The organism is Xanthomonas theicola (assembly GCF_014236795.1).
Taxonomy (GTDB): Bacteria; Pseudomonadota; Gammaproteobacteria; order Xanthomonadales; family Xanthomonadaceae; genus Xanthomonas_A; species Xanthomonas_A theicola.
The window spans coordinates 272,941-285,908 of record NZ_CP049017.1 but is presented as its reverse complement, the minus strand read 5'-3'; the positions used below and the strand labels follow the sequence as shown (position 1 = coordinate 285,908).

13 protein-coding genes are annotated in these 12,968 nt (G+C 68.8%); 3 read left to right on the top strand and 10 right to left on the bottom strand.

Annotation, left to right across the window (positions count from 1 at the left end; all coding sequences use genetic code 11):
• The first annotated feature begins 93 nt into the window (after window positions 1–93).
• The gene (locus G4Q83_RS01390) at window positions 94–465 is read left to right on the top strand and encodes a hypothetical protein (RefSeq protein ID WP_128419329.1); all 372 of its coding nucleotides are present in this window, start codon (window positions 94–96) and stop codon (window positions 463–465) included.
• Window positions 466–517: 52 nt separating this feature from the next.
• On the opposite strand, the gene sctC is transcribed toward G4Q83_RS01390, so the two are convergent.
• From sctC to G4Q83_RS01340, 10 genes are all read right to left on the bottom strand, one after another.
• Window positions 518–2,314 (bottom strand): type III secretion system outer membrane ring subunit SctC, encoded by a 1,797-nt coding sequence (gene sctC, locus G4Q83_RS01385; protein ID WP_128419328.1) that lies wholly within the window; start codon window positions 2,312–2,314, stop codon window positions 518–520.
• A 12-nt stretch (window positions 2,315–2,326) separates the two neighbouring features.
• Window positions 2,327–3,673: a helix-turn-helix transcriptional regulator gene (locus G4Q83_RS01380; RefSeq protein WP_185817401.1), complete on the bottom strand. Its 1,347-nt coding sequence runs from the start codon at window positions 3,671–3,673 to the stop codon at window positions 2,327–2,329.
• A 436-nt stretch (window positions 3,674–4,109) separates the two neighbouring features.
• The gene (gene sctT / locus G4Q83_RS01375; RefSeq protein ID WP_128419326.1) at window positions 4,110–4,934 is read right to left on the bottom strand and encodes a type III secretion system export apparatus subunit SctT; all 825 of its coding nucleotides are present in this window, start codon (window positions 4,932–4,934) and stop codon (window positions 4,110–4,112) included.
• Window positions 4,931–5,440 (bottom strand): type III secretory pathway component, encoded by a 510-nt coding sequence (locus G4Q83_RS01370; RefSeq protein WP_128419325.1) that lies wholly within the window; start codon window positions 5,438–5,440, stop codon window positions 4,931–4,933. Before G4Q83_RS01370 ends, sctT begins: the two co-directional genes overlap by 4 nt.
• Window positions 5,433–6,749 carry a type III secretion system ATPase SctN gene (sctN, locus tag G4Q83_RS01365; RefSeq protein WP_128419324.1) on the bottom strand — a complete coding sequence of 439 codons (1,317 nt, stop codon included), beginning with the start codon at window positions 6,747–6,749 and terminating at the stop codon, window positions 5,433–5,435. Before sctN ends, G4Q83_RS01370 begins: the two co-directional genes overlap by 8 nt.
• A complete protein-coding gene (locus tag G4Q83_RS01360) occupies window positions 6,743–7,465 on the bottom strand; it encodes an HrpE/YscL family type III secretion apparatus protein (protein ID WP_185817316.1) in 723 nt (240 codons plus the stop codon). Before G4Q83_RS01360 ends, sctN begins: the two co-directional genes overlap by 7 nt.
• Window positions 7,462–8,085: a type III secretion protein HrpB4 gene (locus G4Q83_RS01355; protein WP_128419322.1), complete on the bottom strand. Its 624-nt coding sequence runs from the start codon at window positions 8,083–8,085 to the stop codon at window positions 7,462–7,464. Before G4Q83_RS01355 ends, G4Q83_RS01360 begins: the two co-directional genes overlap by 4 nt.
• Window positions 8,082–8,849: a type III secretion system inner membrane ring lipoprotein SctJ gene (gene sctJ, locus G4Q83_RS01350; RefSeq protein WP_246432235.1), complete on the bottom strand. Its 768-nt coding sequence runs from the start codon at window positions 8,847–8,849 to the stop codon at window positions 8,082–8,084. Before sctJ ends, G4Q83_RS01355 begins: the two co-directional genes overlap by 4 nt.
• 11 nt (window positions 8,850–8,860) lie before the next feature.
• A complete protein-coding gene (locus tag G4Q83_RS01345) occupies window positions 8,861–9,250 on the bottom strand; it encodes a type III secretion protein HrpB2 (protein WP_128419320.1) in 390 nt (129 codons plus the stop codon).
• Window positions 9,251–9,261: 11 nt separating this feature from the next.
• Window positions 9,262–9,864, bottom strand: coding sequence for an HrpB1 family type III secretion system apparatus protein (locus G4Q83_RS01340; RefSeq protein ID WP_246432234.1), 603 nt, complete (start codon window positions 9,862–9,864; stop codon window positions 9,262–9,264).
• A gap of 99 nt (window positions 9,865–9,963) precedes the next feature.
• Here G4Q83_RS01340 and G4Q83_RS01335 point away from each other — a divergent pair, with 99 nt between their 5' ends.
• Both G4Q83_RS01335 and G4Q83_RS01330 read left to right on the top strand, forming a co-directional pair.
• Complete coding sequence (locus G4Q83_RS01335) at window positions 9,964–11,052, top strand: EscU/YscU/HrcU family type III secretion system export apparatus switch protein (RefSeq protein ID WP_128419319.1); 1,089 nt, start codon at window positions 9,964–9,966, stop codon at window positions 11,050–11,052.
• Window positions 11,043–12,968: an FHIPEP family type III secretion protein gene (locus G4Q83_RS01330; RefSeq protein WP_185817315.1), complete on the top strand. Its 1,926-nt coding sequence runs from the start codon at window positions 11,043–11,045 to the stop codon at window positions 12,966–12,968. The genes G4Q83_RS01335 and G4Q83_RS01330 overlap by 10 nt, the downstream gene beginning before the upstream one ends.

Here is a 12,968-nt window from a genome sequence, read left to right as displayed (position 1 = left end):
CCCGATCGCCGACGCGATGCCTAAGGTAGCTCACGGGCAGGACGCCCAGGCCATTGCGGCCAACCAATCGACCCTAGCCACGAGATAACAGTCATGAACATCACGCTCCCCAGCTACACGATCACCAGCAACACCGCGTCCGACAGCGCCTTTTCCAGGGACTCCAACTACGACGCCAGCCAATACAACAATTCCTCGCAACTGGACCAGATGATGGCGCTGATGATTTCCATGCTGCTGCAGATGCAGCAGAGCCAGGGCCAGACCGATGGCGCCAACAGCGCGGACGGTTCGCCGTTCACGGGCGTGGCCAACGGCAACCAGGGCGGCAACGACATCAGCAGCGAACTGATGCAGGTGCTGATGCAGTTGCTGATGCAGATGATGTCGAGGATGGGCGACGGCAACGGCATCAACGGCATCGGCCCGCAGGCGTCGTCTTCGCTCGGCATGTCGTTCAACTGAGGGTCCGCGCCTGGCTTGCACCCGCGAGCGAGGCGCCTCCGCCCGCCATTGCTCAGGGCGAGACCACATGGGGCGTCAGCAGGAATAATCGTTGCACGCTGCTGCGCTGCTTGGAGCGGTGCTGGAACAGCCGGCCCAGCACCGGCACATTGGACAGCCCGGGCACGCCGCTCACCCGGTTCTCGTCGTCGTTGCTCTCGTAGCCGGCGACCAGCAGGCTCTCGCCGTCGTTGACGAAGGCTTCGGTATTGATTTGGCTGGACGAGATCACCGGAATCTGGTCGACCGTCTGCGAGGTCAGTTGCCCATCCTCGATGTGCACGTCCAGGCGGATCTGCCTGGCGTCCGAATCCGGCACCACCGTGGGAAGCACGCGCAGCGAAACGCCGGCGGACAGCCCGTACAGGTCGGCGCTCTGGTAGCCGGCCACGCGGACGAAGAAGCGCTGCCGTTGATCCATGATCGCCTCGACGTTGTCCAGGGTCGCCACCTTCGGCGTGGAGACGATCTTGGCGCGGTTGCTCTGCTCGAGCGCCGACACCCGCGTCATCAGGAACCGCCCGGCATCGCCGAGCACGGCGGTGAGCACGCCGCCGCTGGGACTCAGGCCGTCGGACGTATCGCCCAGCCCCGGCGCGCGGTAGTCCAGCGCCGCTGCCTTGCCGTCGCCGGTCTGCAGATCCAGGTGGCGGTTGCGCAAGCGCCAGTCCACGCCGAGATCGCGCAATGCGCCGTCCTGCACCTCGATGATCGTCGCATCGATCTCCAGCAGTTGCGGGCGTGCATCCAGTCGTTCGATCAGCGAGGCGTAGCCGGCCATGCGCTCCGGGCGGTCGCGGATCACCACCGCGTTGATGCGCGGATCGGCCTGGATGTAAGGCAGGTCCGCGGCGGGGCCGGCGTCCTGGTCCGCGGCGCGCGCGGCGGCGCCGTTGCCGGTGCCGGCACTTGCCGGCGCCGCCGCGTCGGCCACCGCCCCGTTGGGCAGCGGCGGCCTGACCGGGGCCTGGGCGCCACCGCCCAGCCCGAACCAGTTGCCGGGCAGCCCCACGGCGGACGAAGCGCCGCTGCCGCCGCCACTGGAATCGATCCGCGTCACACCCGGATCACCACGCTCGCCCAGCGGGCGCATGCGCCGCTGCTCGGCGCCGGCGCCGCCATCGGCCTGCGTGGCGCCGGCGCGCCCGTACATGCCGCGCAACAAGGTGGCCAGGCCGGGGATCTGGCTGCTCTGGCCGTCGATCTGCGCGGCGCGATCGGCGGCACGGGCATAGCGCAGCGGAAACACGCGCGTCTCGGTGGCTTCGCGCAACCCGCTGCTGCGGTCCACCGAGCGCACCACCGCCGACACGGCGTCCACGTACCCCGGCGGACCGGACACGATCAGCGTGCGCACCGCCGCGTCGTAGCGGACCGGAAAGCGTCGGTCGACCACGCCCATCCGCTCCAGCGCGGCCTGTACTTCGTCGGTGCTGGCCGCGGACAGGGCCAAGGTCGCGCTGGTGACTTCGTTGCCGCCCCACACGCGCAGCACGGTGCCGTCGTAGTACCAGACGAAACCGTAGCTGGATGCCAAGGTGTCCAGGAACGTCTGCGGCAGAGTCGCGAACTTGCCACTGACCGTGCCGTTGACCTCCGGCGAGATCCAGGCCATGACCCCCTGGCTGGAAGCGAAGTCGCGCAGCACCTCCTTCAGATCCTTGTTCTCGACGGCGTACTGGAAGTTGCCGTGGCGCCATGGCACTTCCGTCGCCGTCGCCGGGCCGATGGCGGCGTGCGCGCACAGCGCCAACACCGCCGCCAGAAATGCGCGCGGGCCCTTTGCCGCGCGCAAACGATGCTGTTCCATTCTGCCTCCGGGTTAGCGCTGCAGGGTGTCGGCGGGGACTTCGTCGAACTGCTGGCGGTAGCCCTTGACCAGCGCCGAGCGGCTCACCACGCCCCAATGTTCGGCCGCCTGCAGCACCCCGCCGCAGCCGGATTCGGACAGCAATTCGTCGCGGATGCCCTGCATGCGATAGCGGCGCAGCACCTGGGTGGGCGACATGCCGGTGGCGGCCTTGAACGCCAGCTGCAAGGCACGCCCGGTCACTCCGATCTGCGCGGCCACTTCGTTGATCGACAGGTCCGGCCGATGGACGTTCTCCAGCATGTAGGCATATGCCCGGCGGTACTTGGCCGGCAGCCGGGCCGAAATGTCGTCGCTGCACGGCGTCGCGGCGCCGTACTCCAGCGATCGCGCCACCTGCACCTCGCTGCGAAGGCACTGCACCGCATCCAGGGCATAGCGGTTGTACAGGCGCAGGGCCTGCTCGGTACGCCCGGCCGCATGGCAGATCTTGGCGCGGCAGTACTCCAGCTCCAGATCCCAGCGCATCGAGGTCTGCCCGGCCACGCCGGCCAATGCACGCTCGGCCAGGTCGGCGCGTCCGGCGGCCAGCGTGGCCAGGGCCAATTCCAGCTTGGCGCCATGCCGCGGGTTGCGCCCGCCGGCAGGCGCAACGTGCGACAGCGTATCCAGGACCATATCGAAGCTTCGGACATCACCGGCGGCCATGCGCAGCAAGGCGCCGACGAATTGCAGCCGCCGCGCCAGCATCGGCATCGGCCCAGCCACCTCGGCGGTGCAGCGCTCGATCTCGTCTGCGTCGAAGGCGCCGGTCCATTTTTCGTTGCAGACCGTGACCTGCCAGAACACGTGGTCCATGAGGCGTTCGGCGCGGCGGATGCTCAGCTGCGCGAGCATGTCCAGGCGCAACGCGCGCGCGACAGGCACCAGGCGATCGCCGATCGCGCTCTCCGCCGCCGCCGCCTGGGCGCGCTCGGCGACCTGCAGCGCCAGCATGCTCTGGCCCAGATGGAAGTGCGACAGCGCCTTGCCCATCAGGCTCTCCGCGCGCAGCAGCGGATCGGCGTCGCGGTCGGCCACCAGTTGGCTGAAACAGTTCAGCGCCGCGCTGAGCCTGCGCAGGTGCAGCATCTGCCAGGCGGTATTGCGGCAGGAATGCAGCCGCAGGCAGGCGCCGTCATGGCGCATCCGTTTCTGCGCCAGGCGGTAGGCCTCCTCGGCCTCTTCCTCGTATTCCATCGTCAACAGTCCGTCGCCGATGGCGCACAGAAGGTCCGGATCGTAATCGCCATCGCCACCTTCCCGATCGCGACGACGTTGCAGATAGTGCAATGCCTGCGGCCAGGCTCCACGCAGCATCTTGCCGGAGTAATTTGGCAACGTTTCGGCATGGGCCAGGGCGGATAGCGCTGCGATATAGGTTGACAGAAACATGGCGTTGTCTCTCCGGGGGGATGAGAGTAAATGACAATAAAAACATTCGAATCAGCGAATGAAGCGGCGCTATATTATTATAGATAGACGCGCCGCGGGAATTTCTCACTTAAACTCACAGCGATGATCAAAAAATCTCATCCCTCCGAAAACGGAAATTAGTACAAAAATATATTATTCAATCATGGTGTTTTCCATGATCGAGACCGGCGAGCCGGCGTCGGTCCATTCGGCGGCAAACATCGAAATGGCGCTGGATTGGCCCATCGACGCGCTCCGCAGCGCATCGGCGCCGGCGTCACGCGGCGATCGAAAGCCTGCTCCCGCTCGGCCGACCGGGAGCAGGATCGCGTCTGCGCCGCTACGTGCCGGCCGGCGCGACCACGAACTGGCCGATCTTGGACTGGAAATGGACGAACGAGAGTTCGTCGAGCAGTTGCGAGAGGAAGACCTGGACCAGCAACGCCAGCATCAGCAACGCCAGCGCGCCACGCACCGGCTGGCTGAGGTTGGACGGTTCCAACTTCTCGGCGCTACGCGCGACCAGGCCGAAGCCGAAGTCCACGAGCACCAGGACCAGCATCACCGGCGCCGACAGCTTGACCGTCGCGACCATCATGCTGTCGGTGTTCTGCAGTACGAACTGGGCCGCCCATTGGCCGGCATCCGGCTGCAGCGTCGCCAGCGGCCACCAGCGATAGGATTCGAACACCGCACCGAGCAACGTCACCATCCCGCCCAGTACATAGAACAGCGTGATCGTGGTCCGCAGCATGGTGTTGGATACCGGCGTGCTTTGCTCGCCGTGCAACGGGTTGCTCATCTGCACGTTGTTGAAGCCGGCCAGGTCGTCGATCACCGTGCCCACGTTCTGCGCGACCCAGAAGATGCTCGATGCGGCGTAGCCGATCATCAGCCCGACGAACGCCTCCTTCCCGACCAGCGCGAACAGGGTCAGCGGATCGATCCGCGCCAGCAGGCCGGACGGCTGGCCATAGGCGACGAAGCCGCCCAGCAGATAGACCATGCCGTTGCGCGCGACGCCCGGAATGGCGTCTTCGCCGGTCGCGGGCAGCATCATGAACAGCACGAAGCAACGCACGCTGGCCAGGGTGAGCAAAACCAGCAGGGCAACGCCTTGCGCATGCAGCCAGGCCAGCGCCTGGCCGGCATCGAGCGCGTTCATCCGCGCCTCGCGCGTACACCGGCGTGCAGGCGCATGCGCGCCGCCGCGGTTTCCCCGGCCTCCTCGTCCTCGGCCAGCTCGCGCCGTTCGGCGCGCTGCCGCTCAAGGAGATCGGCGCGCATCCGGTACTGTTGCGCCTGGCGCATGTGACGGGCCCAACGCGCCCGCGCCGCCGCGACCTGTTCCTGCTGCGCGGCACAGGCCAGCTGCGCGCGTTCCAGCACCTGCTGCGCAGCGCCCAGCTGCCTGCCCAGATCCTCGCGATGGCGCTCGCCGTCCAGCCACGACGCGATGCACAGGCGCGGCGCCGCGCTCAACCAGGCCTGGCGCCGCATCTGCTCGTCGCACCGCTGCTGCAACTGCGCGTGCCGCCCCCGGCATGCCTGCACCGCGTCCTGCGCCGATTGCAGTTCGCCCAGCGCCTGGCGCAATTGCGCTTGCGCCGTTTCGCCGCGGCGGCGCTGCAGCGCCGCCAAAAAGCTCCATGGCGCGCATCGTTCACTCATGCAGCGCCTGTTGCAGTTGCCACACCGACTGCTGGAGGTCGGCGACATCGCCGGCGTCCTGCGCAAGGAAGGCGCGGATGGCATCGATGCGCAGCACCGCCTCGTCCGCCAGCGCGTCGCTGCCGGGCTTGTATTCGCCGACCTGCAACAACGGCTCGATTTCCTGATACTTGGCCAATAACCGACGCAGCCGCCCGGCCAGCTGCACATGCGCGCGATCGACGATCTGGGCCATCACCCGGCTCAGGCTGTTCAACACGTCCACCGCCGGATACTGGTTGCGCGCAGCCAGCTCGCGCGACAGCAACAGGTGGCCATCGAGCAGGCCGCGCACTTCCTCGGCCACCGGATCCGAGCCGGATTCGTCCTCGGCCAGGACCGTGTACAGCGCGGTGATCGAGCCGCGCTCGCCCATCCCGGCGCGCTCCACCAGCCGCGGCAACTCGGCGAACACCGATGGCGGGAAGCCGCGCCGCGTCGGCGGCTCCCCGCTGGCCAGGCCGATTTCGCGTTGCGCTCGCGCGAAACGGGTCAGCGAATCCATCAGCAGCAGCACGCGCAGACCACGGTCGCGGAAATGCTCGGCGATCGCGGTGCCGACATAGGCGGCCTTGGCGCGCTCCACCGCCGAACGGTCGGAGGTGGCGCACACGATCACGCTGCGCGCCATGCCCTGTTCGCCCAGGATGAACTCGATGAACTCGCGCACTTCGCGGCCGCGCTCGCCGATCAGCACGATCACGTTGACGTCGCAGCGGGTGCCGCGGGCGAACATGCCCAGCAAGGTGCTCTTGCCGACGCCGGCCGGGGCGAAGATGCCCAGGCGCTGGCCTTCGCCCACGGTCGCCAGCGCGTCCACCAGGCGGATGCCGGTGGGCAGCGGCGCATCGATGAGGCGGCGCCGCATCGGATCCGGCGCCTCGGCGTGGATCGGCACCTGCGCCTGGCAGCGCAGCGGGCCGCGGCCGTCGGCCGGCTCGCCGAGACCGTCCAGCACCCGCCCCAACAGGGTGTCTCCCACCGGCACCGACAACGGTCGCCCCTGCCCCACCACGCGGGTGCCCGCAGACAGGCCGAGCATCGCCCCGAACGGCGCCAGCAATGCCTGATCGCGCGCGAACCCGACCACCTCGGCCCGCTGCAGCAAGCGCCCGTCGGGGTGGCGCACGTCGCAGACCTCGCCGATGGTGGCGGCCAGCCCTTCCACGCGCAACAAGGTGCCCACCAGCTCGACCACCTTGCCGTAGCGCACCCCCGGGGCCAGCGCCGACAGTTCGCGCTGCAACACCCCTCGGTCCACGCTCAGCATGGCGCGTCCTGCGTTTCGCCCCCCTCGGCAACGGCGCCTGCCGCCGCGGCGTGGCCGCCCAGCACTTTGCCGAACACATTGCGCAAGCATTCCAGCTGCAGTTGCAGCCCGGTCTCGAAGATCCCGCTGTCCCACTCGCAACGGCATTCGCCGGGGGCCAGGGCCGGGCATTCGGTCACCTCCACGCGCAGCCCGCCGGCCTGCGCGACCAGCCGTTCGAAGGCCTGTTGCGCCGCCGCGCCTTCCCCGGCCGCCACCTGCACCTGCAGGAACTTCGCCTCGGCGCAGGCCTGCTCCAGCGCGCGCGCCGCCCGTCGATAGAGCGCGCCGCGGTCCTCGTCCAGGATTTTTGCGCAGGCGTCGACGATCACGTGCAGCAGGCGCTCGCGGCTGCGCAGCCATTGCGCGCATTCGTCATGCGCAGCACGTACCGCGCGCATGTTCCAGTCGCGCAAGGCGCCGCGCTTGCCGGCAGCGAAGCCGATGCGCGCAACGCGCCGGAAGCGCGCGCGGGCCGCGCTGCGCAGCCGCTGGGTCTCGCACTGCGCGGCGTGCACCAGCGCCTGCGCGTGGTTGTGCGCGCGTTCGGCGTCTTGCAGCAGCCGCGCATGCTGCTGCGCCTCGGCCCGATCCAGCTCCAGCACCGTGGCCAATTCCTCGCGCCGCACGATGTCGTCGTCGATGGCGATGTCGCTTCCCTTCCGTAACCAGATCATGCCGCGCTCTCCCCTGCCGTGTCCGGCTGCGCGACGGCGCGCCATTGCGATACGAAGTCGCGGCTGCGCGCGTCGGCCGTCAGCGCCGCATCGCCCGGGTCCACGCCGGCGCTGGCGGCGGCCAGCCGCGCCAGGCCCGGCCAGGGCCACACGCCGTCGGCCACCAGCCGGCACCAACCGTCCAGATGCCAGGCAGAGGCGTCCGCGTCGCGCGCCAGCAGCGGCATCCGCGAAGGGGCGGCTACACAACCGCGCAGCCACTGCCACACGGGCTGGCCGAGGCGCTCGGCAAACCACTGCCGCGGTGCGCGTTCGACGCAGTGGCGCAAGGCATCCAGCCGCGAATACAGCGCGCGCGCCAGCAACATGCGCCGCAGCGGCTCCGGGTCCAGCAGCGCCAGCTCGCTATCGGCATCGCCGAAGCACGCCGCCGGCAGCGCGTCCAGCCCCAGCGCGGCGACGACCGCGTCGTGCCGGCGCATCGGCGCTGCACCGGCCCAGGCCCGCCGCAGCGCCGCACCGCGGCACAACGGCGGCGGCGGGTCGGCCTGCCGCGCCAGCGCGAGTACCCGCTTCCGATAGTCCAACAGGCACTGCTCGGGCGTCGTCGTTGCGCTCATTGCACCGCGTCCGGCAACCCGGGCGGCCGCAGCCGCCGCAGCAGCGCACGCCAGCCGCCATCGCGGCGCGCGACCCACAACGCGATGGCGCCTGCCGCGGCCAGCGACAGCAACGCCAGGACCAGCGGCAACCACACCGTGCGTTCCACTGCCATGACCGCCGGCCCGGTTTCCAACAACTGCGCCGCCACCATGGTGACGCTGACGTTGTCGTAGCTGAGCCCCTCGACGCTGTGCACCACCAGGTTCTTGATGCTCGGCACCAGCGGCGCCACCTCGGTGCCGGGCCGATACTTGACGAACACCGCGGCACTGGAAGGCTTGACCATGTTCGACAGGGGATCGTTGTTGGGCAACACGATCTGCACGTCGGCCGCGACGACGCCATCGATCTGCGACAGCGTCTGCGCCAGTTGCTGCGAGATGCCGTAGATGAAACGCACCCGCTCCTCGGTGGGCGTGGAGATCAAGCCATCCTTCTTGAACATCTCGCCGAGATTGGCGTGCTTTTCCCGCGGCAAGCCGTGCGCGCGCAGCACATCCAGCGCATCGGCCAGCTGGTCTTGCGGCGCCGCCAGCGACCAGGTCTTGCCGTCGTCGGGGCTCTCCTTCTCGACGTGCACGCCCTTGCGCAGCAGCACCACCAGCATTTCGTTGGCATCGGCCTCGCTCAAGCCGCTGTACAGCGTGGCGCTGCATCCGCTCAAGCCCAGCACCAGCGCCAGCAGCAGGCACAGCCGGCGGCAAACGCCGGAATGGCACATCGCCGCGCGCCTCATTGGTTCTTGAACAAGGTCTGCACGGCAGACTTGCCGCCTTGCGCGACGGCGGTGCCGATGTTCAGCTGCGCCATCGCCACGGTCATGCGGTCCATCATCTGCATCTGCGCGGTGACCAGCTCGTTCAGGTCCATCGTCGGCGCGCGCGCGGCGAAGTCGTCGGCCTGGGCGAAGACGCTGTGCAACGCCTGGTCCTCCGCACTCACCAGCCGACCGATCGCGGTGGGATGTGCCGACAGTTGCAGTTCCGGGGCAACCCGATGGCCCTGCTGCAGCAATGCCTGGAACTGCTGCACCGACGCGGCCGATGGCGCGGCCGGCGGCGCCGCGGCGGCGCCCGCCTGCGCGACTGGCGCCACGGGGGCGATTGGCGCGATGGGAGTCATCCGGATTCTCCTCAGCCGCGCAGATAGCCGAACGTCGCGAGGTCGGCGGTCGCGCCGCTGTGCCCGCCGGCATCGGCAGCGCCGGCGCCGGTACCGTCCGCAGCGGCTTGGCGCGGCTCTGCCGACTGCCCGCTGAGCATCTTGACCAACGCCACCGCATCCGGATCGGCGTTCTCCGAGATCACCTCGTTGGCGCTGACGGTCCATTCGGAATCGCCGATGGCGAACAGGCAGCAGGCACGCAGGGCCTTGCTCATCGCCGGCGCGCCCGGCGTTCCATCCAGGCTGCGCAGCATCCGCGCCGCATCGGTGAACCGGCCGCGCTTGATCGCCAGCCACGCATCGAAGTTGTCCAACGCGGTGAGATTCGGGCGCAGCACGCGCAGTGCCGCCAGCAGCGTCTCGGCCTCGGCAAGGCAGTTCTTCTGCATGCCGACCGTAATGATCTCGATCAGTCCATTGGTCAACTCGTCTTTGGCTTGAAAGGCATGCATCGTCGTTATTCCCTGCGAGGACTTTTCAGGCGTGCAGGCTAGCGCGGCTGCGTCGCGGCGCGTGACGGGCCGGGCGAAATCCACGACGCGCCCGCGAAGCGGCGCGGCCTGTGCCGGCAACCTCGCGCTTCGCGTGCGCGGCAGGACATTCGTGGCAGGCGCCGCCTCGTCCGGCGGCTCGCCACACAATGCTTCGCCCCAGCACGGTGCTTCACGGCGATGTCCGACGAAAAGACCGAACAACCGACCGAGAAAAAGCTGCAGGACGCGCGCCGCGACGGCGAGGTGCCGTTCAGCCGGGACATCGGCATGGCCGCAAGCATGATCTGCGCGGTGCTGGCCATGCAGGTGTCCGGCGGGTGGCTCGGCGCGCATCTGCGCGCCTTGCTGCATCTGGCGCTGGACATGGGCAACACCGGCGACTACGCCGCCACGCGCCGGGGCATGCTGCTCATGGGGATCGAGGGCGCATGGCTGGCGCTCCCGCTGATACTGGCGATCGTCGCCGGGCCGCTGTGCGTCGGCCTGCTGCAGACGCGCTTCAACCTCTCGTTCAAGAAGCTCGAACCCAAGCTGGATACGTTGAATCCGGTGAACGGCACCAAGCGCATCTTTTCGGCGCGCACGCTGACCGACCTGGTCAAGATGCTGGTCAAGGCCGTGGCGATCGGCGCGGTGCTGTGGAAAGGCGTGGAGTCGCTCATGCCGCTGCTGCTGGGCACGGCCTACCTGCCGCTGCTGGACATCGCCCAGATCGGCTGGAACGTGCTGATCCGCCTGTTCGGCGTCACCTGCGTGGTGCTGCTGGTCGTCGGCGGCGTCGACCTGGGACTGCAGTACTGGCTGTTCGTCCGCGACCACCGCATGAGCAAGGACGAGGTCAAACGCGAACACAAGGACGTGGAAGGCAATCCCGAGATGAAGGGGCAACGCAAGCAGTTCGCGCACGAGCTGCTGTTCGCCGATCCGCGCGAACGCCTGTCTAAGGCCAAGGCGCTGGTGGTCAATCCGACCCACTACGCGGCGGCGATCGCCTACGTGCAGGAATTCGGCGTGCCGCAGGTCGTCGCCAAAGGCGAGGACGCCGGCGCGCTGGCGCTGCGCGAAGCGGCGCTGGCGCAAGGTCTGCCGATTATCGCCAATCCGCCGCTGGCCCGCGCGCTCTACAAGGTCGAGCTGGACGCGGCCATCCCCGAGGAACTGTTCTCGGTCGTGGCGGCCGTGCTGCACTGGGTCGACGGCCTGCAGGCGGCGCCCGACGCGGCCTCCCCCCCTTCTCACGACCCGGGACCTTCCGCATGCAATTGAGCCATGGACTGCGCTACGGCGGCGAGGCGGCGATCGCGCTGCTGGTGGTCGCCGTGGTGGCGCTGATGATCCTGCCGCTGCCGACCGCGCTGATCGACGCGCTGCTCGCGGTCAACATCGGCCTGAGCGTCACGCTGTTGATGGCCACCATGTACGCGCCGGACTCGCTGGCCCTGTCCGCGTTCCCTTCGCTGCTGCTGTTCACCACGCTGCTGCGGTTGTCGCTGAACATCGCCTCGACCAAGTCGATCCTGCTGCATGCCAATGCCGGGCACATCATCGACAGCTTCGGCAAGCTGGTGGTCGGCGGCAACCTGGTGGTCGGCCTGGTGATCTTCCTGATCATCACCACGGTGCAATTCATCGTCATCGCCAAGGGCTCCGAGCGCGTGGCCGAGGTCGGCGCGCGCTTTACCCTCGACGCGATGCCCGGCAAGCAGATGAGCATCGACGCGGACCTGCGCAACGGCAACCTCAGCGCAGACAACGCCCGCGTCAAGCGCGCACGGCTGGCGCTGGAAAGCAAGTTGCACGGCGGCATGGACGGCGCCATGAAGTTCGTCAAGGGCGACGCCATCGCCGGCCTGGTCATCACCCTGGTCAACATCGTGGCCGGCATCGTCATTGGCATCACCTACCACGGCATGAGCGCCGCCGAGGCGGCCAATCGCTTCGCGATCCTGTCGATCGGCGATGCGATGGTGTCGCAGATCGCCTCGCTGCTGATCTCGGTCTCGGCCGGCATCATGATCACCCGCGCCGGCGACGACGGCGAGGGCGGCGACAGCTCGCTCGGCGGCGACATCGGCAAACAGCTCACCCGCAGCACGCCGGCGCTGTTCTGTGCCGCCGCCATGCTGGCGTGCTTCGCCCTGGTGCCGGGCTTCCCAGCGCCGCTGTTCCTGCTGCTGGCGGCGGCGATCGCCGCCGCCGGCTATTGGCTGCGGCGGCAACGGCATGCCGCCGGCGGTCCGGTGCGCGCGCCCGTGGCCGGTGCCGCGCGGCGCGGCGGCAAGGGGCAGGCGCCGACCATCGGCGACCATGCGCCGGACTTCGCCGCGGCGTTGTCGGTACGGCTCGCACCCGAGCTGGCCGACCGCCTGCAAGCACAGACGCTCAGTCGCGCCATTGAGCACGAGCGCACCAAACTTGTCGAGGAGTTGGGGCTGCCGTTCCCGGGCGTGAGCCTGTGGCGCGCGCCGGACTTGCACACGCAGCAGTTCGAGATCCTGGTGCACGACGTGCCGCTGCAATGCGAATGCCTGGCGCCGACGACCGAACAACCGGAAGTGGAGTTGGCACGGCAGGCGACGCGCCCGCTGCGCGAACGCGCGCACCAGTTCCTGGGCCTGCAGGAAACCCAATGGGTGCTGGATCAGATCAGTGCCGACTTCCCGGGGCTGGTCGCGGAGGTGCACAAGGCGGTGCCGCTGCAGCGCAGCGCCGATGTGCTGCGGCGTCTGCTCGAGGAACGCGTCCCGATACGCAACATCAAGCTGATCCTGGAAAGCCTGGTGGTGTGGGGGCCGAAGGAGAAGGACCCGGTGCTGCTGACCGAGTACGTCCGCGGCGACCTCGGTGCGTTCCTGGCGCACCGCGCCGCTGGCGGCGCCGCGCACGTGCCGGCCGTGCTGCTGGAGCAGGCGCTGGAGCAGGCGATCCGCCAGGCGATCAAGCCGACCCCGGCCGGCAACTTCCTGACCATGGCGCCGGAAGACGCCAGGCAGCTGACCGACCGCATCGTCGCGCTGGCGGGGGAAACGCCGAACGCGCCGCTGGTGCTGGTCACCTCGATGGACATCCGCCGCTACGTGCGGCGCATGATCGAGGCACGGATCGGCTGGCTGCCGGTCCACTCCTACCAGGAGTTGAATGGCCACATCGAACTGGCGCCGGTCGGGCGCATCGGCCTGTAG

Excerpts from the sequence above, each read along its gene's own strand:
- G4Q83_RS01335 (WP_128419319.1), top strand. The coding sequence starts at position 9,964 with ATGTCCGACGAAAAGACCGAACAACCGACCGAGAAAAAGCTGCAGGAC.
- G4Q83_RS01330 (WP_185817315.1), top strand. The coding sequence starts at position 11,043 with ATGCAATTGAGCCATGGACTGCGCTACGGCGGCGAGGCGGCGATCGCG.
- sctT (WP_128419326.1), bottom strand. The coding sequence starts at position 4,934 with ATGAACGCGCTCGATGCCGGCCAGGCGCTGGCCTGGCTGCATGCGCAA.
- G4Q83_RS01390 (WP_128419329.1), top strand. The coding sequence starts at position 94 with ATGAACATCACGCTCCCCAGCTACACGATCACCAGCAACACCGCGTCC.
- G4Q83_RS01370 (WP_128419325.1), bottom strand. The coding sequence starts at position 5,440 with ATGAGTGAACGATGCGCGCCATGGAGCTTTTTGGCGGCGCTGCAGCGC.
- G4Q83_RS01360 (WP_185817316.1), bottom strand. The coding sequence starts at position 7,465 with ATGATCTGGTTACGGAAGGGAAGCGACATCGCCATCGACGACGACATC.
- sctN (WP_128419324.1), bottom strand. The coding sequence starts at position 6,749 with ATGCTGAGCGTGGACCGAGGGGTGTTGCAGCGCGAACTGTCGGCGCTG.
- G4Q83_RS01355 (WP_128419322.1), bottom strand. The coding sequence starts at position 8,085 with ATGAGCGCAACGACGACGCCCGAGCAGTGCCTGTTGGACTATCGGAAG.
- sctJ (WP_246432235.1), bottom strand. The coding sequence starts at position 8,849 with ATGTGCCATTCCGGCGTTTGCCGCCGGCTGTGCCTGCTGCTGGCGCTG.
- G4Q83_RS01380 (WP_185817401.1), bottom strand. The coding sequence starts at position 3,673 with ATGCTGCGTGGAGCCTGGCCGCAGGCATTGCACTATCTGCAACGTCGT.
- sctC (WP_128419328.1), bottom strand. The coding sequence starts at position 2,314 with ATGGAACAGCATCGTTTGCGCGCGGCAAAGGGCCCGCGCGCATTTCTG.
- G4Q83_RS01345 (WP_128419320.1), bottom strand. The coding sequence starts at position 9,250 with ATGACTCCCATCGCGCCAATCGCCCCCGTGGCGCCAGTCGCGCAGGCG.